General features: G+C 74.2%; 14 protein-coding genes. 12 read left to right on the forward strand and 2 right to left on the reverse strand.

Translation table 11 applies throughout. The features are described from left to right. Positions 1–62 precede the first annotated feature (62 nt). From ACIQPR_RS22185 to ACIQPR_RS22235, 11 genes are all read left to right on the forward strand, one after another. The gene (locus ACIQPR_RS22185; protein ID WP_403650912.1) at positions 63–2186 is read left to right on the forward strand and encodes an acetate--CoA ligase family protein; all 2124 of its coding nucleotides are present in this window, start codon (positions 63–65) and stop codon (positions 2184–2186) included. After that, positions 2170–3324: an acyl-CoA dehydrogenase family protein gene (locus ACIQPR_RS22190; RefSeq protein WP_403650914.1), complete on the forward strand. Its 1155-nt coding sequence runs from the start codon at positions 2170–2172 to the stop codon at positions 3322–3324. The genes ACIQPR_RS22185 and ACIQPR_RS22190 overlap by 17 nt, the downstream gene beginning before the upstream one ends. A gap of 133 nt (positions 3325–3457) precedes the next feature. After that, a complete protein-coding gene (locus tag ACIQPR_RS22195) occupies positions 3458–3916 on the forward strand; it encodes a hypothetical protein (RefSeq protein ID WP_403650916.1) in 459 nt (152 codons plus the stop codon). Between the two features lie 29 nt (positions 3917–3945). Then, entirely contained in the window at positions 3946–5166 is a 1221-nt protein-coding gene (locus ACIQPR_RS22200) for a low temperature requirement protein A (RefSeq protein ID WP_403650918.1), read from the forward strand. Between the two features lie 92 nt (positions 5167–5258). Next, positions 5259–5684, forward strand: coding sequence for a hypothetical protein (locus tag ACIQPR_RS22205; RefSeq protein ID WP_403650920.1), 426 nt, complete (start codon positions 5259–5261; stop codon positions 5682–5684). Between the two features lie 231 nt (positions 5685–5915). Beyond that, a complete protein-coding gene (locus tag ACIQPR_RS22210; protein ID WP_403650921.1) occupies positions 5916–7151 on the forward strand; it encodes a PP2C family protein-serine/threonine phosphatase in 1236 nt (411 codons plus the stop codon). 151 nt (positions 7152–7302) lie between these two features. Further along, positions 7303–8169 (forward strand): DUF4132 domain-containing protein, encoded by an 867-nt coding sequence (locus ACIQPR_RS22215; protein WP_403650923.1) that lies wholly within the window; start codon positions 7303–7305, stop codon positions 8167–8169. Beyond that, positions 8166–13073: a DNA-binding protein gene (locus tag ACIQPR_RS22220; RefSeq protein WP_403650924.1), complete on the forward strand. Its 4908-nt coding sequence runs from the start codon at positions 8166–8168 to the stop codon at positions 13071–13073. The genes ACIQPR_RS22215 and ACIQPR_RS22220 overlap by 4 nt, the downstream gene beginning before the upstream one ends. Before the next feature lie 84 nt (positions 13074–13157). Beyond that, positions 13158–14318, forward strand: coding sequence for an AAA family ATPase (locus ACIQPR_RS22225; protein WP_403650926.1), 1161 nt, complete (start codon positions 13158–13160; stop codon positions 14316–14318). After that, on the forward strand, positions 14315–17884 hold the full coding sequence (locus tag ACIQPR_RS22230) for a DUF5682 family protein (protein WP_403650927.1): 3570 nt from the start codon (positions 14315–14317) through the stop codon (positions 17882–17884). The genes ACIQPR_RS22225 and ACIQPR_RS22230 overlap by 4 nt, the downstream gene beginning before the upstream one ends. After that, the gene (locus ACIQPR_RS22235) at positions 17881–19749 is read left to right on the forward strand and encodes a hypothetical protein (protein WP_403650928.1); all 1869 of its coding nucleotides are present in this window, start codon (positions 17881–17883) and stop codon (positions 19747–19749) included. Before ACIQPR_RS22230 ends, ACIQPR_RS22235 begins: the two co-directional genes overlap by 4 nt. Before the next feature lie 9 nt (positions 19750–19758). Here the strand turns inward: ACIQPR_RS22235 and ACIQPR_RS22240 are convergent, their stop codons facing one another. Continuing rightward, on the reverse strand, positions 19759–21330 hold the full coding sequence (locus ACIQPR_RS22240) for an MFS transporter (protein WP_403650930.1): 1572 nt from the start codon (positions 21328–21330) through the stop codon (positions 19759–19761). Between the two features lie 87 nt (positions 21331–21417). After that, positions 21418–22209 (reverse strand): hypothetical protein, encoded by a 792-nt coding sequence (locus ACIQPR_RS22245; RefSeq protein WP_403650932.1) that lies wholly within the window; start codon positions 22207–22209, stop codon positions 21418–21420. A gap of 177 nt (positions 22210–22386) precedes the next feature. Here ACIQPR_RS22245 and ACIQPR_RS22250 point away from each other — a divergent pair, with 177 nt between their 5' ends. Continuing rightward, the gene (locus ACIQPR_RS22250) at positions 22387–23043 is read left to right on the forward strand and encodes a GNAT family N-acetyltransferase (RefSeq protein WP_403650934.1); all 657 of its coding nucleotides are present in this window, start codon (positions 22387–22389) and stop codon (positions 23041–23043) included. Positions 23044–23058 lie beyond the last annotated feature (15 nt).

Below are 23058 nucleotides of genomic sequence, written 5' to 3' on the forward strand. Positions count from 1 at the left end.
CGCTCGGCACCGCGACTCACCGCTCCGCCCCGCACTCGGCACCTGAGACCGGGAGACCGTCCGTGTCCTTTCCCCAGGCCTTCGTCGACCCCTCGTCCGTCGCCGTCGTCGGTGCCACCGACGACCGCGCCAAGTGGGGCCACTGGCTCGCCACCGGCGCCCTCGCGGGAGCCGGCCGGCGGGAGGTGTGGCTCGTCAACCACCGTGCCGCACACGTCCTCGGGCAGCCCTGCCGTACGACCGTGGGCGATCTGCCGGGAACCCCCGACCTGGTCGCCCTGTGCGTGCCGTCGCGGCACGTGCTCGCCGTCGTCCGGGACTCGCTCGCCAAGGGCTGCCGCGCGTTCCTCGCGATCACCTCGGGGCTCGGCGCCGACGAGGCCGAACTCGCCGCGCTGCTCCGCGAGTCGGGCGCGCGGATGATCGGCCCGAACAGCCTCGGACTGTTCAACGCGGCGACGCGACTCCGGCTCGCCTGGGGGAACTTCACGCCCGGAAGGCTGGCGATCGTCTCGCAGAGCGGTCAGCTCGGCTCGGAGATCGCCGGGCTCGGCGCACGGGCCGGGCTCGGCGTGTCGCGCTTCTGCTCGGTGGGCAACCAACTCGACGTGGGAGCCGCCGACGTACTCACGTCCCTCGTCACCGACGAGCACACCACCACGGTGGCCCTGTATCTGGAGGGCTTCGCGGAGGGACCGCGGATCGTCGCCGCGCTCGCCGCCCTCCGCCGCGCGGGCAAGCACGCGCTGGTGCTCACCACCGGCGCCAGCGAGGGCAGTCGTCGGCTCGCGCGGTCGCACACCGGTTCGCTGACCTCGGCGCTCGACGTCGTCGACGCGGCCTGCCGTGCCGCCGGAGCCCTCCGCGTCACGACACCGCGCGAACTCGTCGACGCGGCCAGGGTGTTGGACGCGACCGCCGCGCCGCGCGGACGCCGGGTCGCGATCATCAGCGACAGCGGCGGGCAGGGCGGGATCGCCGCCGACCTCGCCACCCGGCGGGGGCTGCGAGCGCCGGTCTTCAGCGACCGGCTGCGGACCGCTCTGCGTGCCCTGCTCCCCGCCGCGGCGGCCGTGTCCAATCCGGTGGACCTCGCGGGCGCGGGCGAGGCGGATCTCCAGGTCTACGCGCGGGTCGTCGAGGCGGTGGCGGCCTCCGGCGAGGTCGACTCGATCGTCCTGTCGGGGTATCTCGGCTGCTACGGCGAGGACGCACCGAGCCTGGCGGCCGCCGAGGACGCGGTGGTCGACCGCCTCGGCGACCTCCAGCGGGCGGACACGGCACGCGTACCCCTGATCGTGCACAGCATGAGCGCCGCCTCGCCCGCGGTCGCCCGGCTCCGCGAGCACCGCGTCCCGGTGTTCGACACCGTCGACTCGGCCGTGGGCGCGTTGGGTCATGTGACGCGGCTCGGTGAGCGGCCCCGATCCGTGCCGACGAACGTACGCGGTGAGACGGCCGTCCCGGCGGCCGGCTACTGGGCGGCCCGTACGTTCCTGACGGCCCTCGGTGTCGCGATGCCCGAGGCGCGGCGGGTCACCGACGCGGCCGGGTTCGCGCAGGCCTGCGCGGCCCTGCGGGCGCCGCTGGTGCTCAAGGCCGGCTGGATCGAGCACAAGAGCGAACACCGGGCCGTGGCAACCGGGTTGGGCCCGGACAGCGCCGCCGCCGTGTTCCGTGAGATGTACGAACGGCTGGGGCCCGGCGAGTACGTCGTCGAGGAGCAGGACGTCCGGCCGGGCGTCGTCGAGATGCTGATCGGCGGACGTCGGGACCGTGACTTCGGCCCGACCGTGGCGGTCGGTCTGGGCGGAGTCCACGCCGAACTCTGGCGTGACGTGTCCGTGGAACTGGCACCGGTCGACCGGCGGACGGCGGCCGGGATGCTCGACCGGCTGCGCGCCCGCCCGCTGCTGGACGGCTGGCGGGGGCAGCCCGCGGTCGATGTCGAGGCGCTGACCGACGCGATCGTCGCCGTGTCGCAGGCCATCGCGGCCACGCCCGGTGTGGCGGACATCGAGGTCAACCCGATCCGGGTCGGGCCCGGCGGCGCCCTGGCCGTGGACGCGCTCGTCGTCCCCCGTGCCGCGGGCGCCGTAGCGAACGACGCATGCGAGACCACCGGGGCGGACGGCCACCGGGAAGCCATCGAGGAGCAGGAGATACCGCGTGAGCACGTCCACTGAGCCCTGGCCGCTGACCGATGAACAGCGGGCGATCGTCGACCTGTGCCGGGAGTTCGCCGCGAACGAGATCCGGCCGCGCGGGCGCGAGGTCGACGAGCGGGACATCGAGCCGCCCTTGGACATCTTCCGGGCCGCGGCGAAGGTCGGCATCACCGACTTCATGCTGCCCGAGGAGTACGGCGGGGGCGGCTTCACCGATGTCGTGACCCAGTGCCTGGTGCAGGAGCAGATGTGCTGGGGCGACCCCGGCATCGGCAACTTCGTGTGCTCCAACGGGTTCTTCGCCGACCCGCTGCTCGCGCTCGGCACCGAGCGGCAGAAGGCGGAGTGGCTGCGTCCGCTGGCCGGGCCGAATCCGCTGTTCACCGCGCTGGCGACGACCGAACCGGAGGCGGGTTCCGACGCGGCGTCCATCGTCACCAAGGCCGTCCGGGTCGAGGGCGGTTACGCGATCAGCGGGCAGAAGGCGTGGATCTCCAACGCGGGACTGGCCGACCAGTACGTGGTGTTCGCCAAGACGGACCCGGGCCGGGGGTCCTCCGGGGTCAGCGCGTTCCTGTTGCGCAAGGGCGCCGAGGGCATGACGTTCGGCGAGCCCATGCGCAAGATGGGGCAGCGCGCGATCGTCTGCCGGGAGATCTTCTTCGACGAGGTCTTCGTGCCCGAGTCCGACCGGCTCGGCGACGAGGGGCAGGGCTTCCGCGGTCTGATGAGGACCTTCGACATCTCGCGGATCGTGCTGGCCGCGGCGGCGACCGGAGCGGCCCGGGCGGCCTACGAGTACGCGCTCGGCTACGCCCGCGAACGCAGGCAGTTCGGCAAGCCGATCATCGAGCACCAGGCCGTCGCGTTCCGGCTGGCCGACATGGCGACCCGGATCGAGTCCGCGTGGCTGCTCACCCTGCACGCGGCACGGCAGCTGGACGCCGGGGCGGACGCCACGAAGGTCGCGGCCATGGCCAAGCTCCAGGCCTCGGAGACCGCGATGGCGGTGACCTGGGGCGCCGTCCAGACCCTCGGCGGGTGGGGCTACTCGCGCGAGTTCCCGGTCGAGCAGTGGATGCGCGACGCCAAGCTGGAGGAGATCGAGGAGGGCACCTCGGACATCATGCGGCTGATCATCTCGCGACGGCTGTGACACCCCCTCCGGCCACCATGGCGTCGCGTGCGGCGGAACGCTCGCGGTGGGCGGCGGTTCCGGCCGGAGACGACCCCGTACCGTACTGCTGCCCGGCTCCGCTCAGATCCGACCGTTTCGGAGGCCCTGCCCCATGGCCCGCCTGTACGTCCGCTCCGGCATCGCCCCCGACGATCCGGACGCCGCCTTCGTCATCCTCGTGGTAGACCCGGACGGCACTCCAGGGGAGCGTGCCGTGGCCCGGCTCGGTGGTCACTGCTACGAGGGCGACGGGGCGTTCTACCTGGTGCGCACCGACGGCTGGGCCGAGCGGTCGCTCGACTCGGGGCGGTTGGAGGTCGGCGTCGCCGTCCACCCCGTGGCGCTGCGGCATGCGGGCGTGGACCCGGCCGGCTTCCCCGAGCGCTCGGTCACCGATCCGGACGCCGTGCTCCTGCTGTCGGCCGCGACGACGGTCGAACCGGCGCTCCGCGCCCGCCTGGGCGAGCCGACGGCCGTGTTCACCGCTGGGCCCGATGTGCCGCTCGACCGGCTGCTCGCCGACGACGAGGAGTGGCCCATCGTGCTGGCTCCCGCGCCGTCCGGGGCCTGACCGCCGCCGCGACAGGGCATGGTGGTGCCGTGAGCGACGACGACACGGCCGCGGCGGCCCCGCGAGCGACATCCGAGGAGAACCGGCACGCCAGCTGGCTGGAGCTGTTCTTCGACCTGGTCGCCGTGGCAGGGGTGGCGCAGATCGCGCACCTCCTGCACGGTGTCCCGGACGTGTCCGACCTCGGCCTGTACGCGCTGCTGTTCCTGGCCTTCTGGACGGCCTGGATCGTCTTCACCCTGTACGCGAACGTGGCCTCCGAGCACACCCACGTCCGCACGGTGCTGCTCGCGATGTTCGGCATGGCCGTCATGGCGGCGGCGGTACCGGGGGTGCACGAGGGAGACGACCAGCACGCGCGCGTGTTCGCTCTCGCCTACGTCCTGATCCGGGGACTGGCGAACCGGGCCTGGCAGCACCGCCGCCAGATCCTCGTCGACTGGCCGGCCGCCCAGATGTCGCTCGGCGTGATCCCGTGGGTCGTCTCCCTCTGGGCGCACGATCCGATGCGTCACTGGCTCTGGGCGCTCGGTATCGCCCTCGACCTGTACGTCACCTTCGCGGTCTCCGCGCGTGACATCGTCGAGCACCAGGAGGCCAGGGAACGCCACGACGACCGTCCCGCGCGGCGCGGCTCCGAGGCGAGTCCGTCGCTCGCGCGGTCGCAGGCGGAGCACCTGAGCGAGCGGCTCGGCCTCTTCGTCCTGATCGTGCTCGGCGAGGGCGTCGCCCAGGTGGTCGAGGGCCTGTCGGACGCGGAGTGGGACAAGCAGCTGTACATGCTGGCCGTAGCGGCGTTCGTCCTGCTGGCCACGCTGTGGTCGCTGTCGTTCGGGCACGGCTACGCGGGGGTGCCGCATCTGGCGGCGGGGGTGCTGCCCGCGCGCGCGGCGCTGCCCCTGCACTGTTTCGTGTCCGGCTGCCTCGCCGCCCTGGCCGCCGCACTGGGTGCCGCGGCCGAGCATCTGGAGACCCTGCCGGACGCCACCCGGTGGCTGCTGTGCGCGTCGCTGGCCGGATACTTCCTGCTCAGCGGGCTGGCCTGGCTGGGCCGGGCCGAACGGGAGCGGCGGTGGCTGCTGTCGGTGGCCCTCCCCTGCTGCGTCCTGCCGCTAATGCTGGCCGCGTTCGGCGGGCGGGTGCGCACGGTGGGCGTGGTGTGGCTGCTCGTCCTGATCACCCTGTGGCCGACTCTCTACGAGCGACGGGCGGCGAAGTCTCCGGAGGGGGCCGTGCGGACCGGGAGTTGAGCCATGGGGCGAGGTTGTCCCCGTGCCGGGGACTCGGGCAGGCTGGCTTCCCCGTCCCAGGAGGAGCGGGACGACCAGAAGGAGTCGCAGGCATGATCGACTGGGTGCCGCTCCGCACCGGAGCAAGGCCCGTCCCCTCGCCCGTGGCCACGCCACTGGTCTGGGCGGCGGCGTCCGGCGGCGCGCTGGTGCTGGTGGCGCTGCTGAACGCGCTGATAGGCACCGATCGGCCCTCGCCCGCGCTGGTCGCGCTGTCCCTGCTGTCCGTGGTGCTCGGTCTGTGCGCCCGCTTCACGGCGGCCCCGGGCATCGCGGTGCTGTGCTGGCTCTTCCTCAACGGGTTCGCCATACCGCCCGCCGGCACCCTGACCTGGGCCGGGCACCGCGACACGTTCTGGCTCGGCTGCCTCCTGACCGCCGCCCTGGTGGGCACGGCGCTGGCCCGCCTCCTGCACGCCCGGGCCGCCTACCGCCGGGTCACCACCGGTGTGACCGGCACACCGGACGCCGAACCGTGAACGGGGTGGCCGTCCGGCGTGCGACACCGGCGCCCGGCCGTTCCCGGCAGGGCCCGATACCAGGGTCCGGCGGCCTGCGGAGGCTCTTTCCGCCAGGTCACTCGGTCGGGCGACGGCCCGGGGGCGCGGCAGCCGCTCACCGGACCGAAAAGTGCCGTTTCCGGGCTTCGTGGCCGGATCCCTCTTATCGTGGAGCCACACAGTGACCCACGGCGTCGAAGCGGGCAGGCCATGCAGGATCCGGATCCGGAGATCGACTACGCGGCGGTCTTCCGCGACATGCCCGGCATGGTGGCCCTGCTCACCCCCGAGCTCGTCTACGTCGACGCCAACGACGACTTCCAGCGCCTGTCGGGACGCAAGCGCGAGGAACTGATCGGCCGGTACATCTTCGACGTCTTCCCCGAGAACCCCAAGGACGCGGCGGCGGCCGGCATGCGCGAGACCCGGGAGTCGATGCTGCGCGCGGTGACCAGCGGCGAACGCGACACCATGGCCCTGCTCCGCTACGACATCGAGGACCCCGAGCAGTCCGGCCGCTGGGTGGAGCACTTCTGGAGCCCGATCAACGCCCCCGTCAGCGGCCCGGACGGCGAGGTGACGCTGATCATCCACCGGGTGGAGGAGGTCACCGAGTTCGTCCGGGGCTTCGACGAACAGTCCGACGACAGCCGGGCCCGGGTACTGGAGGCCGAGCTGTACACCCGGGCACGTGAGCTGCAACAGGTCAACGAGCGGCTGCGCACGGCCCACGCGCACGAGCGCGAGGTGGCCCTGACCCTCCAGGCCGCGATGCTGCCCCCGCCGCGACCCGTCGGCCACCACCGGGCGGCCGTCCGCTACCGGCCCGCCGTGGGCGCGCTGAACGTCTGCGGCGACTGGTACGACCTGGTCGACCTGTCCGACGGCGGGATGGCGGTCGCCGTCGGTGACGTCGTCGGACACGGGCTGGCGGCGGCCTGCGCCATGGGCCAGCTGCGCAGCGCCCTGAGCGCGGCCTGCCGGGTCGCGGACGGCCCGGGGCCCGCCCTGGAGGCCCTGGGGCTGTACTCGCGTTTCGTGGAGGGGGCCGAGTCGGCGACCGCGGTCACGACGTTCATCGACTGGGACGACCGCACCATCACCTACAGCTGCGCGGGCCATCCGCCGCCGGCCCTGCTCGCCCCGGACGGCACGGTGACCTTCCTCGACCAGGCCACCGACCCGCCCCTGGGCGCCAGACCCGAGCATGTCGGCCGGGTGCAGACCAGCGTCCCCTTCGCCGAGGGCTCCACCCTGGTGCTGTACACCGACGGACTGATCGAGCGTCGTACGGAGGACATCGACCGCGGTCTCGCCCGGCTCGCCGACTCCCTCACCCACCACCGGCACGCGGAACCCGAGTCCATGGCCGACGCCCTGCTCGCCGATCTCCTCCCCGCGGAGGGCAACACCGACGACACCGCCCTGATCGTCCTGCGCCTGTGACGGCGGTGGCCGAATCCGGTCCGTCCACAGCTTCCCCGACCGATTGTCAGTGATCGCCGCTAACGTTCCGCCTGTCGTCGCACAGCTGTCGGGACATCTCGGCTGAACTGTGCTTTCTTCTGGCTGGGTTGATGTGGGAGGCGGGGGCACAGTGGGTTGGCTGTCGGCGGGTGACGGGTATGAAGTCGCCCTGGTGGAGGGACGGGTGGCGGCGCGTGCCACCGGGGGCCGGGCGGCGGGACGGCAGTTGAAGTCCCTGCCGCGCGCGCTGAAGGACCACCCGGAGGTGGACCGGCTGCGCAGGTTCGCCGAATGGCTGGATCGGCACGCGGCGGGCTGCGTCGCACAGGTCGACTCCTGGATGGTGTCGTCGCTGCCCGTCCCCACCGGCCTGCTGGTCCGCGTGTGGCCGGACGAGGCCTGGCAGTCGGCGCTGCGCGATCTGGCCGTGGTCGGCGACGACCCCGACGAGGTCGGCTTCCTCCGGGGCACCACCGAGGACGGCGAGCTGCGCGTGGTGAACCTGGACGGCGAGACGGTACGGCTGTCCCCGCGCACGGTGACCCTGCCGCACCCGGTGCTGCTGCCCGACCTCGACGACATCCGGGAGTTCGCGGCCGAGCTGGGCATCGTCCAGCGCGTCGAGCAGATCCACCGGGCGACCTGGGTCCGCCCCGAGGAGATCGCCCCGAAGGCCAGTGAGATACGGGAGTTCGCGGGCGGCTCGTTCCGCTCCCGGTTCGCCCTCGCGGCGCGCGCCAGTTCGCTGGGCTACCGCGTCAGCGGCGGCTACGCCACGGCCCGGGTGCGTGACGGCGGGCGCACGGTCGAGGCGTCCGTGTGGATCGGGGAGCCGTACTGGGAGGACACGGTGGAGACCGGGGGGCTCAGCTGGCAGGACCAGGACGGCCGTGCCCTGCCGTTGCGGGACGTGGGACCGGTGGCCTGGTCCGAGGGAATGCGGATGGCGGCGGCCCTGTACGCCGGGCGTGACATCGAGGAAGGCAAGAGCGCATGAGCGGGGGGACGCAGGTGTCGTACGAGGAGCTGCTCGCGGCGGGGGCGGTGCTGCCGCCGGACACGGAGGGCGCCGGTGAGCGGGCGGTGCCGCTGACGGCCCGCACGTACCGGCACCCGGGTCTCGACGACCGGGTGGTGGTCCGGCTGGTCGCCGGTGAGCTGGGCGCGGCGGAAGACCTGGCCGCCGGTTTCCTCGGACTTGAGCCGGACGCCGAACCGGCCGTCGTGGGGCTGGGGTCGCGTCAGTCGCTGGGCTTCCCGGAGTGGGTGCTGGTGCACCACCCCGAGGACGGGCACCACGCGCTCGGTGTCGTACCGGACCTGGAGCGCGCCGCCCGGCAGGCGAAGTCGCGGCCCAAGGCCGCCCTGGACGCCTATGTGGAGCTGGGCGCGCGGCTGGCGGCCTCCGTCCCGCACTTCCTGCCCACCTTCTACGAGCAGGCGGGCCGGGTGTTCCTCGCCGAGGAGAATGCCACCTACGCGGCCCAGTTGTTCACCCGGGCCCGCAGGGCCGAGGCCGAGCACGGGCTCGTCATCGAGGAGGACCGGCTCGACGCGGTGTTCCTGGAGTTCGCGCTGGCGGGCGCGCTCCCCGTGAAGGTGCTGTCCGCCTACGGCAAGGAGCTGGCCGCGCGGGTGCCCGCCGAGGAGGCGCTGCGGCGCTTCACCCGGCTGTGCCTGCGCCGCACCGCCGGTGGTCTGCCGCCGTCCGCGCAGATGGCGGGCGACCTTCGCAAGCTGGCCCGCGCCGCCGGACAGGACGCGGACCTCGCCGAGCAGCGGTACCTGTCCGAACTGCTCGGCCTGCCCGCCACGTTGCGTGCCGCGGCCGGCTGGTGGAAGGGCCACCGGGCCGCGCTGGTGGCGCTGGCCGCGCGGGAGCGGCATGTGCGCGGCACCCTGCTGGACATGCTGCCCGCCGGTGCCGACGACGAGATGCCCGCGCTGTGGCTCCAGGTGCTGGCGGACTCCGGTGCCACGGCGGGGCTGTGGGACGCCGGCCTGCCCGAGGAGGAGCGTCCCCGGGACGGCACGGCGGGCTGGCTGGAGCGTTTCCTGACGTTCCGGGAGCGGGCCCGGTCCTGGCGCGGCTCGACCCGCATGCCCGAGCTGTACCCGCTCGTGGAGCGGACGGTGGACCGGCTGCGGACCGAACTCGCCGCGTCCGGACGGGCGTTGAGGGTCACGCACGACATCGACCTGATCGACCTGCTGCTGTCCCTGGACGTACCGGTGGCGGCTCCTGAACGGGACCACGCCCTGCCGCTGGAGCAGTGGGCGGCGGGCGACGGACACCGGGACCTGCTGTTCCTGGGCGCCGACGCCCGTTTCCACGGCGCCTTCCTGAAGGGCGCGGACCGGTTCAGCGACGACGACTCGGGGCGTCGTGCCATCCGGCTGCTGGCGCAGTCGCCCGGTTGCCGTCCGCTGCTCGCCCAGTGGGTGCGCACGGTCGTCGAGCGGTTCACCGCGGTCGGACTGCCGCAGCTGCCCGACGCGCTGGCCCGTCTGAAGTGGCTGCCGGCCGAGGCGCTGGCGCTGGCCGAGACGGAGGTCCGCGCGGCGGTCGCCACCGACCTCGCGCCCGTGCTGGCGCGCACCCTGCGGGCAGGGCTCTTCGACGAACTCGGCTGGCCCGCCTGGGAGGAGGCGGCGGCCGAACTCGTCCCGAAGGACCGGGTGGAGGACCTGGTCGTCGCCGACGCCTGGCCCCACCTCGTGGTGGCCGGTGAGGCCCAGGCCCGGGTGATCGGCGTCGAGGGGACCCTCCTCACCCACGACCTGCGCGTCCCCAAGGACGACCGCTACGGCGACCCCGGCTTCCACCACGTCGACGGCGAACTCCTCGTCTACTGGAACAGCCGCAACGACGGCCTGCGCGGCTACTGGCACACCCGTGCCGACCGGGTCGAGAAGCTGGAGGGCCCGCGCGGTACCCGGGGTACCGAAATGGACTGGTACAAGGCCAACTTCCCCATCACCCTGCCGCTGCCCGGCGGCGGCCGGACCACCGGCCGCGGTGTCCTGCACGCCGGGGACACGACGGTGCCCGAGGAGCGCCCGCTGCTCTTCGACGGCTCCAGCCACTGGGTGTGGCACGCGGAGTCCGAGGACCGCGAGGAGCACGGCTGGTACGAGTACGATCCGGCCACCGACGAGCGCGGACGCATGAGCCGTCCCGCGTTCTTCGCCGACGCGCTGCGCGACGCCCCCGCGGGCAGCACCTTCGCCGGGGGTCGGCTGCGGCCCTCCCCCACGGCGGGCGCCGCCCCGGCCTCGGCACCGGTCGACGGCCTTGTCGGCCTGCGCAGGCTGGAACTCCCCGACGGCTCCACGCGGGTCGAGGATCTCGCCGGGCACGGCCTCACACTGCCCGCCGACGCGGGCCGGCCGTACACGCTGGTGATGTTCCCGGGCGCGGAGCGGCCCACCGCGGTCGTGCACAACGGCTGGCGGCTCGAACTGGTCGACGCGGACGGTGTCGTCACCGCGTGGGGGAAGACCGACCGTACGGCGGGCGTCTTCGGCGAGGGCTCCTTGCTGCTGCCGCCGGTGCAGTACTGGGAGTGCCTGACCCCGCGCGACCCGGCGGGCTCCACGGGACTGCGGCGGATCGAACGGGACACCGCCGCCGCGCTGTTGTCGGCGGCCGGCGACCAGGAGCCGGAGACACTGCCCGGCGCCATCCGTACCCTGCTGCCGGTCACGCACCCCGCGCTGCTCGCGGGCATCGCCGGGGTCGTACGGTACGCGGCGGCCCAGCAGGCGGTCCTGGACGCGGCGGCGACCCGGCTCACGCTGGCTCTGGAAGGCGGCCTGGAGGACGAGGGTCCGGCCGGTCCCACGGACAGCCTGCTGCGGGACGCGATGAGCGGTCTCGGCGCGACCAACGGCTACTGGTGGAACCGCGACGACCAGGCCGACACCGTCTTCCGTACCCTGCGGACACTGACCCGGGCCGCCGACGCCACCGACGTGGCCGCCGTAGCGGAACCGGGCACGGTCCGGCTCCACCTCGACGGGCCCGAACTGCCGGTCGGGCAGCCGGAGTTGCACACCCTGCTCGGGCGGGTGCCGGCCCTCGCCCACCGCGCGGCGGCCGGCACCACCAGCGCCGAGCACCGCGCGGCACTGCGGCAACTGCTCGACGGATTCGCGCGACTGGGGCTGGGACGGTCCGACGCGCCCGGCCGCTGGCGCACGGTGACCCTGCACCTGGACGCGCACCGGCTCCGCCCGGCCCCCGACACCTGGCGCGAGGGCTCCTGGCACGGGCTGCTGCCGCTCGCGGACGGGGCTTTCGTCGCCCTGACCGGACATGGGTCGCCGGACGACGACGGCTGCGACTTCACCGGCCTGTTCCACGATCCGGCCGGACGGTTCGCCGCTCCGGAGCCGTACAAGGTCCTGGCCTGCGAGCCGGTCGGCGAGGACCAACACCCGGGCAGGCTCGGCGCGTTCCTCGCCGCGCTCGCCGAGCGCGGTCCGGCGCCGTGGTTCCCGGACGCCGCCGAGGAGTTCGCCCGGCTGACCGGCGTCACCGAGACGATGGCCCGGCTCGTCGTCGCCGGGCTGCCGGGGGTCGACGCCTACGAGCGGACCTTCCTCACCACCGAAGCCCGCAAGGTCATCGGGGTGAAGGTCGCCCCCGCCGCGGTCGCCAAGGACGAACTGCGCGGCATCGACAGCGCCGTCCGCGCCGAGGTCGTGGGCGCGCTGCTGCCCGCCGACCCGGTGCGCCTGTGGACCGAGGGCCCGGACGTGGCGGCGGGCGCCGCCGTGTGGAACAGCAGGCTCGGCAAGCGTCCCGCCGTCCCCGAGGAACTGCTCAGCGACGCGATCCGCGCCCACCGGCACGCGCCGTGGGCGGTGCGGGACGCGCTGCCCGCGCTCCTGGACCCGGCCCGCGCCCCGCAGCTCAGCCGGGACCTGCGGTGGGAGGTCAACGGCGACCGGGTGCGGCCGGTCGGCAACGACACGGCCGGGTTCACCGTGCAGACCCTGACCGGCTCGGTCGGCCTCGCCGCGTGGCTCGCCCACCGGCTGCCCGCCGGGGACCCGGTCCGCGCCGCGCTGCCGCCCGCGCTCACCGCCGTGCGCCAGCGCCTCGCCGCCCCCGGGCTGATGCTCGACCTCGGCCAGTACATCGGCCTCCCCGCGTTCCGGAAGACGGCGGGCACCCCCACCGAGACCGGTCCGGGCTTCGAGCGCTACGGCGCCGTCGTCATGGCCACCCACGACGACCAGCCGGCCCCGGGCATCCGGGTCGACCTCCTCGACGAGGCCGGCCAGGACCCCTACCTGCCCGCGACCCGCGTCAACGACCAGCCCTACCCGGCCGAAGTCGCCCTGCGCCTGGTCCGCGATCCGCGTTTCGCCGCCCTGCTCGCCGACCCCGGTGAGCCGATGGCGGGCGGCCGGGACAAGGACGGCACCTGGTGGCCGCAGCACCCGGGCTGCTCGGTGCCCGACCTGGTCGTCGAGGTGGCCAAGGAGTACGACCTCGGCGAGGACGCGGCCACGCTGTATCTGATGCTCCTCGCCATGCCCGACCCGACCGACCGCGCGACGGCCCGGTGGACGGGCTGGAAGCCGGCCCGGCTCAAGGCCGCCCGCGCCGAACTGGCCGCCACCGACCTCGTGGTCCAGGCCACCAGGACCAGAGCCGGACGCTCGCTCTTCCTGCCCGGCGGCTGGGCCGAACAGCCGTCCCCGCGAGTCCCCTTGGAGCGCTGGAAGCTGCCGCTGTTCGACCTCGTCGTCAACGATCAGGCACCCCTGGGCGTGATCGTGCCGACCGAACCGGCCGCCGACCTGTACCGCAGAGCCTGGCAGCGGGTCCGCGAGGGCGACGCTCCCCGGTTCGAGGAGCTGAAGGTGCGCCGGGGCCGCCGCCGCTGACGTACACCGCACCGGGGGCGCCGCCGGACACCGCCGGCGCCCCCGTCCGCAAACGACCGACAGACCTACCCTGCAAGGACATTCATGACCCCGACCGACACGGCGACGGCCCTGCCCGACCGGCAGACCTTGCCCGCCGAAGAGCGCCACGCCACCGAACTCGCCTTCCTCGCCGCCCACGACGAGGGCCCGCGTCCGCCCGGCTGGCGGCTGACACCCCGCGCCGTCATCACCTTCGTGTGCGGCAGCGCGGGCGAGGCCCTCAAGCTCGCCAAGCCCCACGAGACACTGCCGCGCGAACTCGTCATAGCCCCCAAGTTCGTCGGTGAACGCGCCCTGGTGGAGCGGTGCGTGGTCACGCTCGCCGGAGAACGCGGGCTGCTGCTGGTCGGTGAGCCCGGCACCGCCAAGTCGATGCTCTCGGAGCTGCTGGCGGCGGCCGTCTGCGGCACCAGCGCCCTGACCGTGCAGGGCACCGCGGGCACCACCGAGGACGCGCTGCGCTACGGCTGGAACTACGCCCTGCTCCTCGCCCAAGGCCCCACGCCCCAGGCGCTGGTGGACTCGCCGGTGCTCGGCGCGATGCGCTCGGGCGCGGTGGCGCGGGTCGAGGAGATCACCCGCTGTCTGCCCGAGGTGCAGGACGCCCTGGTGTCGATCCTCTCCGACCGGCGGATGAGCGTGCCCGAACTGTCCGGCACGGACGACGCGCAGGTCGCCGCCGCCCCCGGCTTCACCGTCATCGCCACCGCCAACCTGCGCGACCGGGGTGTGTCGGAGATGTCCGCCGCGCTCAAGCGCCGCTTCAACTTCGAGACGGTGCACCCGATCGCGGACGTCGACGCCGAGACCGCGCTCGTGCGGCGGCAGGCCGTCGCGGCCGTCGAGCGGGCGGGCGCGGCCTTCGACGTCGACGACGCGGTGCTCGACGTCCTGGTCACCGTCTTCCGCGATCTGCGGGCGGGGCGTTCGGCCGAGGGCTGGGACGTGGAGCGCCCCGGCACGGTCATGTCCACCGCGGAGGCGGTGCAGGTCGCCGTCTCCCTCGGTGTGGCCACCGCCTACCTGCCCTCCGGCGACCCTCTCGACCTGGTGCCCGGCCATCTCCTCGGTGTGGTCCGCAAGGACGATCCGAGCGACCACGCACGCCTGTTGGGCTACTGGGACGGCCCGGTGCGCCGCCGCGCCGAGGACGGCTCCGCGACCTGGCGCCGCCTCTGGGACCTGCGGGAGAACCTTCGGTGACGCTCGCTCAGGACCCCAGGGCCGCACTCGACGCCCTGGCCGACTCGGTGGTGCCGTTCCTGCTGGGCGTACGGCACCACAGCCCGGCGCTCGCCGCCGCCGTGCCCGCGCTGCTGGACGCGGCCGGTGCCGAAGTGGTGTGCGTGGAACTGCCGGTGGACTTCCAGCCGTGGCTGACCCACCTCGGCGCGCCCGGCACGCTCGCGCCGGTGGCGCTCGCGGGTGCCGGTGCGGACGGGCGGCTCGGCTTCTATCCGTTCGCCGACTTCTCCCCCGAACTCGCCGCGGTCCGCTGGGCCCGGGAACGCGGAGCGGAGGTCGTGTGCTGCGACCTGCCGATGGCCGACGCGCGCTGGCACGCGCAGGGACCCGAACACACCGAAGCGGCCAAGCACGCCGAGGCGCCCGAGCACACCGAGGCGGCCGACCGGCGGGCGCCCACCTCCTTCGCGCGGGCGCTCACCGCGGCCGGGACCGGTCGCGACGGGGACGACCTGTGGGACCGCAGCGTGGAGGTCCTCGCCCCCGGCTGCTCCCCCGAGTCGCTGCGCCGGGCCGCCCTGGGCGTCGGCTGGGCGCTGCGCCAGGACGCGGAGTCGTCGGAGGGGATACCCGCGGTGGACCTGGCGCGCGAGGCGCACATGCGGGAGACGATCGCCCTGGCGGCGGCCGGTGGACGCCGGGTCGCGGCGGTGATCGGCGCCTTCCACGCACCGGCGCTGACCGACGGCGCGGGGGTGGCGGGTACGGCGGTGGAGGGGACGGCACCGGTGTTCCCCGGGGAGCCCTCGCCCGTGGTCACCTCCCTGGTGCCGTACGCGTTCGATCTGCTGGACTCGCGGTCCGGGTATCCGGCCGGGATCCGCGACCCGCGCTGGCAGCAGGCGGTGTTCGGCGCGGCGGGCGATCCCGGGCTGCTGCGCGACGCCGCCGCGCGGGCCATCACGGGAGTGTGCCGTGAGCTGCGCGCGGCCGGGCACACGGCGGGGACCGGCGAGGCCCGCGAGACGCTGCGGGTGGCCTGCGACCTCGCGCGGGTGCGCGGGCTCCCCGCGCCGGGCCGGGGCGAGGTGCTGGAGGCCCTGACGTCCGTGATGGGACAGGGTGAACCGCTCGGCCGGGGCCGTGCTCTCGCGCGTGCCCTCGAAGTGGTCCTGGTGGGCACCGAGCGCGGCCGGGTCGCACCGGGCACCCCGCGCTCCGGGCTCGCCCCGTCCGTCGAGGCCGAGCTCGCCGCCCTGCGGCTGCCCGGCCCCGACGACCCCGCTGCGCGCGAACTGCGCCTGGACCCGCTCCGTTCGCCCCTCGACAACCGGCGCGAGATCCTTCTCAGACGCCTCGACGTGTGCGGGGTCGGCTACGGCGAGCCCGTGGCGGTAGCCGGTACGGGCGACGCCGCCGCGCTCACCACGCGGTGGCGGCTGGCGTGGGTGCCGGCCGTGCCCGTCCGGCTCGACCTGGCCGGGGTGCGGGGCGTGACGGCGGCGCTGGCGGCCGAGGGCACGCTGCGGGAGACCTTCCGCCGGGAGTCGGCGGCGGGCGGGCCCACCTGTGCCCTCGTCCTGGCGGGGCTTCGGGACGCCGCCCGCTGCGATCTGCCCGCCCTGGTCGACCAGCGGCTGGCCGAGGCCGCCGAGGTGCTGCCCGCCTCCGCGACACTTCCCGAACTCCTCGCCGGACTCGACCTGTTGGAGGCACTGCGCCGGGAGCATCTGCCCGGCACCACGCCCGGGTCCCGGCAGGCGGCGGGCGTGCTCGCCGCCGACCTGCTGGAGTCGGCCGTACGATCCCTGCCGGGTCTGGCGGGCAGCGACGACCCGGAGGAGGCCGCCGCGCTCGTCGCGCTGGCGACCCGCGCGGCCGACCACCGTCTCGGGCTGCGCATGGACGAAGCCCTGGACGGCCTCGCGCGCACCGGCTCGCCTCTCATTCAGGGCGCGGCACTCGCCTGCCGGGTGCTGCTCGACCTGGCCGACGCGGACGCGCTCGGCGCCCGGGCCGCCGGCTGGATCGACACCGCCACCGGCCCCGACGCGCGGCACGCGCTGGCCCGTAGGCTCGCCGGCCTGCTGACCGGGGCGGCACCCCTGCTCCAGTCGGCACCGAGCGCCCTCGACCCGCTGCTCGACCGGGTCGACTCGCTGGGCGACCAGGCGTTCCTGGAGCGGCTGCCGGCCCTGCGCGGCGGCTTCGACACGCTCAGCCCGGCGGGCCGCGACCGTCTGCTGCACACGGTCACCGAGCGGCTCGGTGACCGCCTCGACCTGACACTGTCCGCCTCCCCGCGCCTGCTGGCCCTGTGGGCGGCGGCGGACGAGGCCGGCCGTACGGCGGTGGAGGCGCTGCGGTCGGCGGCCCCGCCGCCCCGGCCCGCCGACGCCGCGCGGCCCGGGACCGCCACCCCGCGTCCCGTGCCGGTGCCGGACCCGCCGGTCGATGACGGACTCCGTCTCACGCCGGCGGACCGGTGGCGGCTGCTCCTCGGCAGGGAGAGCGACAAGTTGCCGCCGGGCGCCCGCCGTTACGCGCACGCCCTCGACGAGCTGTACGGCCGAGGCCGCGGCGAGGGCTCCTCGGACCTCGGCCGGGACAGCGGTGCGGGCGGCGGGCAGGACGCCTCCTTCCCGACCGCGCGTGAATGGGCCGAGGAACTCCAGGCGCTGTTCGGCGCGGAGGTGCGCGAGGAGGTCCTCGCCCGCGCCGCCGACCAGGGCCGTAGCGACGTACTGGCCGAACTCGACCCCGATTCGGTGCGTCCCTCGGTCGATCTGCTGTCGTCCGTGCTGTCCCTGGCGGGCGGGATGCCCGAGCAGCAACTGGCCCGGCTGCGACCGCTGGTGCGCCGACTGGTCGACGAGTTGGCCAAGGAGCTGGCCACCCGGCTGCGGCCCGCGCTGTCCGGGCTGGCCACACCGCGTCCGACCCGCCGTCCGGGCGGCCGGATCGATCTGCCGCGCACCCTGCGCGCGAACCTGGCCCACGCCCGCAGAAGGCCCGACGGCAGCACCCTGGTGGTGCCGGAGCGACCGGTGTTCAGCACCCGTTCGCGCAAGGAGGCGGACTGGCGGCTGATCCTGGTAGTCGACGTGTCCGGCTCGATGGAGGCCTCCGTCATCTGGGCGGCGCTGACCGCCGCCGTACTGGGCGGGGTGCCCACGCTCAGCACCCACTTCCTGGCGTTCTCGACGGACGTGATCGACCTGACGGACAAGGTCGAGGACCCGCTGTCGCTGTTGCTGGAGGTGCGGGTGGGCGGCGGCACGCACATCGCGGCCGGGCTGGCCCACGCCCGCTCCCTGGTGACCGTGCCCAGCCGGACCCTCGTCGTGGTGGTGAGCGACTTCGAGGAGGGCTACCCGCTGGGCGGACTCCTGGGCGAGGTAAGGGCGTTGGCGAGTTCCGGGGTGCATCTGATGGGCTGCGCCGCCCTGGACGACTCCGGTACCCCGCGCTACTCCGTGCCGGTGGCGCGACAGCTCGTCGCGGCCGGGATGCCCGTCGCCGCCCTCAGTCCCCTCGCCCTCGCCCGCTGGGTGGGCGAACGCCTCCGCGGAGAGTCCCGATGAACCCCCAACTGCCCCCGGTGGCACCCGAGGTGGCCGCTGCCGCCGTGGAGGCCCTGACCTCCCGGCTGCTCAAGAAACTCGACGCCGCGATCGAGACGTACACGGCCGCACCCGTCGTCATCGAGGGTTCCGTACGGCGGGTGCGGTGCGGCGAGGACGCCGAGGTCGTCCTCACCCCCGGCCCTTCCGGGGTGCTCACGGATCCCGAAGAGGCCGTGTGCAGTTGTCTGTTGGCCCCGAGGTGCCTGCACCGCGCCGCCGTGCTCGGCGCGTGTCCGGTGGCCGACGCGGAGGCAGCCGTGGCGCGGGAGGCCGAGCCGCCGGCGCCGGACACCGTCGAGACCGCCGGGGCGCCCGGGCCGGACCGGGCCGAGCCAGAGTCTCAAACGGGGCCCACGGACGCGCAGTTGACCGCCGCCCGCTCACTGTGGGCCGCCGCTGCCGCCGTGCTGGCCGCCGGGATACCCGCGGCGGGTGCGGTCGCTCAGGCGGAGGTGCTGCGCGCCTCGCACACCGCGCGCCTCGCCGGACTGCACCGCGCCGAGGCGGCGGCCCTGCGGGTGGTCCGCGGTCTACGGGGCGCGCGTTCGCGCCATGACGGCCACCGGCTGGCCGACCTGGTCGCCGACCTGCGCGAACTCCTCCTGACCACCGGCCTGTTGGCGGCGGCCGACCCGGCCCCGGCACTGGTCGGCACCGCCCGGCGCGCCTACCGGCCCGAGGGTGCGCTGCGCGTGCACGGGGTGTGCCGGGAGCCGGTGATCTCCGCCACCGGTTACGGCGGGGTGGTCACCCATGTCGTCTCCGACGACGGGCGCTGGTTCACCGTGGCGGACGTGAAGCCGGGAGGTCCCGCCCGTGCGCGCGGAGCCGCCACGGCCACGGTGGCGCTCGGTTCGGGCAGTGTCGACCATGCCGGGCTGTCCCGGGGAGGGCTGCTGATCTCGGGGGCGACGCTGTCCTCGGACGGCCGCCTCGGCGCGGGCAAGGGCGTGCGGGCGACGCCGGTCCCGGGCCTGTCCTGGACCTCGGGCCCCTTGGCGGCCCTGTTCGCCCGGCCGCTCGCCGAGGCCGTCGCGGCCCGGCTCGGGGACGCGCCGGTCAGCGATCCGGAGGACGCCGGGCGGACGGCGGGTGAGCTGGTCGGCTGTGAGCTGGTGATCGTCGGAGTCGTCGAACAGCAGCTGCTCGCACGGGAGTCGACCCCCGGCCGGGCGGACGCGGACGGCCCGCTGATCCGTCTGCTGCCGTCCAACGGCCACCCCGACCTCGCCCACACCGCGAACCTGCGCCGACTGGCCTCCCGCCCCGGACTGCGGCTGCGCGTCGTCGGCCGCCTCGACCCCGATCGCGCGGCGACGCTACGACCGCTCGCCGTCGGGCCCGTACCGGACCCGGACCAGGCCACGGCGACGCTGCGGCTGCCCGCGGAGTGGCTGGGTCACGCCGATCTGGGCTACGACCGCATCGAGGGCGGCCATCTGCCACCGGCCGACGCTCTCCTGGAGGCGGCCGGGCTCCCCGGTGTCCCGTCCGACCCGGTGGCCGAGGCGCCCTTGTGGCGGCTGCGGCGGCTGGTGGAGGTCGCGGTGTCCGGCGGGCGCAGGGCAGCCGCCGAGCCCGCGCGCGACGGCGACCGGGCCGGAGCAGTCGTAGCGCTGCGGCGGGCCGGTTTCCGGACGGCCGCGGAGCTGTCGTACGCCCTCGCGGCGGAGGCGGACCGGCGTGGGCGCGATGTGTTCGGCCGCACCGAGGAGGCCGACCCGGACGGGTACGCGCGCGCGTGGCTCGCCGCGGCCGTGTGTCTGGCCGGTACCGAACGGGCGCTGGTCCGGGGCACCTGGGAGCCGCCGGACGCGGCCTGACCTCAGCCCCTACCTCTCTCCTTCTTCCGGCGTTCGGGGCGCTCTCAACTCCCCTTTCTCCTCGGGTAGTTCCCGCTGCACCCCGCGACGCAGACCGAGCAGGGCGACGACGAGAGCGAGGGCCATGATGACGCCCATGCCGAGGAGAACCGAGCGGGTGGCCTCGGCCACGCCCAGCCGGACGAAGTGCGGAATGGTCCCGGTGCTTCCGCCGCCCTGTCCCGAACTGAGCTGGGAGATAGACCTGGCCTCGCGGCTCGCCGCCGCGTGGTCCATTCCCCGGGCGGTCAGGGATTGGGTGATGCGGGACTGGAGCACCGAGGCGAAGATCGTGCCGAGGACGGCCAGGCCCAGGCTGGAGCCGTAGTTGCGCACGGTCTGGGTCGCACCGGTCGCCTCGCCGTAGGAGAGTTGGGGGACCCGGTTGACGGCGTCGGTGTTGGACTGTCCCAGCATCAGGCCCATGCCGGCGCCCGCGAGCACGATGCACCACACGATGCGGCTCTCGCTCAGTTCGGTCACCCGGCCCGCCCACAGGAAGAAGCCGGCGCAGGCCAGCGCGCAGCCCAGCACCACGGGCCGTTTGGCGCCGATCCGGTCGAGCATGCGACCGCCGATCTGCGCGGCCACCACGAAGCCGAGGAAGAAGTAGAGCAGGTCGAGGCTGGCCTCGGAGGCCTTCTTCCCGAGGGCGACCTCCGCGTAGACGCTGGTGAAGAAGAAGACCGGCACGAAGGCGGCCATGGCCACGCCGAGGACGATGTTCTGCACCGTGAAGGCCCGGTCGCGGAAGAGGCCGACGTCCAGCAGCGGATGGGTCGTTCGCCTCTCGACGAGGACGAAGACCACGAGCAGCAGTAGGCCGACGACGATGCACAGCCAGGTCGCCGCGGAGTGCCAGCCCCACAGGTAGGACTGCTGGAAGCCGAAGATGCTCAGGCCCACTCCGGCCACGATGAGCGCGAGGCCTCGGTAGTCCATCGGGGCCGGCCGGTTCGGGGTGTGCGGGCGGGCGGTCGCGATGAGGACGAGTGCCACGACGGCGACCGGGATGTTGACCCAGAAGATGGCCCGCCAGGTCCACTGGGTCAGCCAGCCACCGAGGATCGGTCCGACCGCGGTGAGTCCGCCCGCGATGCCGAAGAAGAGGGCGAGCGCCTTGCCGCGTTCCTGGAGCGCGTAGGAGTTGACGACGATGGCCAGGGCCGCCGGGTACATGAGCGCGCCGCCCGCTCCCTGAAGGGCCCGGAACGCGATCAGCCACCCTTCGGCCGCGCCGCCCTTGGGTGTCAGGCCGCACAGCGCGGACGCGGCGGCGAACACGAACACCCCGAGGACGACCATGCGCCGGTGTCCGACCGTGTCGGCGAGCCGCCCTCCGAAGGCGAAGAGGGCGGCCATGGCCAGCAGGTAGGAGTTGATCGCCCACTGCACGCCGGTGTTCGACAGCCCCAGCTCGGCCTGGATGTTCGGTGCGGCGATGGAGACGATCGTCTGGTCGATGAACGTCATCGCCACCGCGAAGATCATCGCGGCCAGTGTCAGCCGCCGGGACGAGGACGAGGTGCCGGTTCCGGACATGCGGTGTCCCTTCGGGTGTCTCCGCTCCCCTGGCTGACGCTCATCGTCACCCGTGGGAGCGGTTTCCGCATCCGTCCGCGCCGCCGGTCACCGGACGTCGACGAAGTCTCCCGTCGCCGTGGACGGTCCGGTGGTGGCGGTGCCGGTGAAGACGAAGCGGAAGTAGCCGTCCCCCTTCGCCTTGGTGGTGGTCTTCAGCGCGCCGCCGGCTCCGCTGGTGACGGTCTTGAGCGCGGTGTAGACGGAGCTGCCTTTCTTACGGAACTGGAGCTGGACCGCGCGGCCCTGGTAGCCGGTGTAGGTGCCGGTCTCCCAGTTGGCCCGGGTCAGTTTTCCGGTGACCGTGATGGTCCTGCCCTTCTTCACCGGCTCGGGCGCGGCGTTGACGGTGACCTTGGCGTACCGCTTGAGGTTCGCCGTCCCGGCGGCGTCGATCTCCGTCCATTCGTCCGTCGCGTCCTGCGCCCCGGCGAGCACCTTCCAGGTACCGGCGAGAGCGTTGTGGTCGAGGTCCCGCGCGGCGTCCACGGCGATGCTCACCTTGCACTGGGCGGTGGTCGGGTCCGCGGGTGACACCGCGCAGGTTCCCGTCGGCGGGTACTGCGGCAGCAGGCCGTCGGCGTCGTCGGTGTTGGGGCCGTGCCACAGATAGGCCCAGGACGCGACGACGCCTTCCGGGTCGTGGGCGGTCCATGTGATCGTGACGGTCTTTCTGGTGGTGGGGGCGAGCACGATGTCCTTGCCCCCGTTGACGACGACGTTCGAGAACGTGGTGTCGTCGGTGGCGGTCCGGTTCGCCGCCTGGGCGGTAGCCGGAAGCAGCGATGCGGAAAGGGTGGCCGTCAGGAAAGTGACGGCGACGGCCGGGCGGATGCGCATGGAGTCCCCCCTCGGGACGCGGGGTCCGCCGTCTCCCCGTGCGACGGACCTGATGGTGTGTCAACGGTGGCTAGACCTATGAGGGCGGGTTCCGGTTGCCCCCAGGACGTCGCGGACCACCCCCGTCTTTGATGTAATAGGCGCAAGGCAAAAGAGTCGCTTACATCGGGAGGGGTTTTGTCTTTCCGGAACACGGCCGAAGCGGTAGGGGCATGGGTCGAGGGGTGGGCCGTTTCGCGCGGCGCGGCCGAACCGGCGCCCGCCCCCTGGGGGTTCACCGTCGACGTCGGCCTGCCCCAGCACGTCCTGCGCCATGTGCTGACCACCGCCGACGAGGCGACCGTCCGCAAGATCACCGAGAACGCCACCGCCCCGAATGTCTGGCTGAAGGCGTTCGTGGCACCGGAGACGCTCACGCCCTGGCTGGCCCCCGGCTGGTCCCTGGGCTCCGGTCCCGGCTTCCTGATGTCCGCCCCGCTGTCGGCCTCCCGCACCGACGTCCCCGCGGGCTACCGGCTGCGCGTCTGGAACCGCGCCGGGGTGACCCGCGCCCTGGTGCGCACCAAGGACGGCGCCTTCGCCGCGCGCGGCCAGATCGCCGTGACGGGCTCCACCGCCGTCGTCGACCAGGTGGAGACCGACCCGGGCCACCGGCGCCGCGGTCTGGGGCGCCTGGTGATGGCCACGCTCGCCGACACCGGGGCCGCTCAGGGTGCGGAGACGGGCGTGCTGGGCGCGACGCCACAGGGGCGGGCCCTGTACGAGCGGATCGGGTGGCGGGTCCTGGCCCCGCTGACCAGCGCGGTGCGGGGCCAGGACCCGGTCGGGACGTGAGCGCGGCCTCCGCCC

The sequence above is a fragment of the Streptomyces sp. NPDC091280 genome (genome assembly GCF_044768565.1).
Classification (GTDB): Bacteria; Actinomycetota; Actinomycetes; order Streptomycetales; family Streptomycetaceae; genus Streptomyces.

Bases quoted from the DNA above. Each gene is read 5' to 3' on its own strand.
- ACIQPR_RS22195 (WP_403650916.1), top strand. From the start codon at position 3,458: ATGGCCCGCCTGTACGTCCGCTCCGGCATCGCCCCCGACGATCCGGAC.
- ACIQPR_RS22205 (WP_403650920.1), top strand. From the start codon at position 5,259: ATGATCGACTGGGTGCCGCTCCGCACCGGAGCAAGGCCCGTCCCCTCG.
- ACIQPR_RS22210 (WP_403650921.1), top strand. From the start codon at position 5,916: ATGCAGGATCCGGATCCGGAGATCGACTACGCGGCGGTCTTCCGCGAC.
- ACIQPR_RS22220 (WP_403650924.1), top strand. From the start codon at position 8,166: ATGAGCGGGGGGACGCAGGTGTCGTACGAGGAGCTGCTCGCGGCGGGG.
- ACIQPR_RS22225 (WP_403650926.1), top strand. From the start codon at position 13,158: ATGACCCCGACCGACACGGCGACGGCCCTGCCCGACCGGCAGACCTTG.
- ACIQPR_RS22235 (WP_403650928.1), top strand. From the start codon at position 17,881: ATGAACCCCCAACTGCCCCCGGTGGCACCCGAGGTGGCCGCTGCCGCC.
- ACIQPR_RS22240 (WP_403650930.1), bottom strand. From the start codon at position 21,330: ATGTCCGGAACCGGCACCTCGTCCTCGTCCCGGCGGCTGACACTGGCC.
- ACIQPR_RS22245 (WP_403650932.1), bottom strand. From the start codon at position 22,209: ATGCGCATCCGCCCGGCCGTCGCCGTCACTTTCCTGACGGCCACCCTT.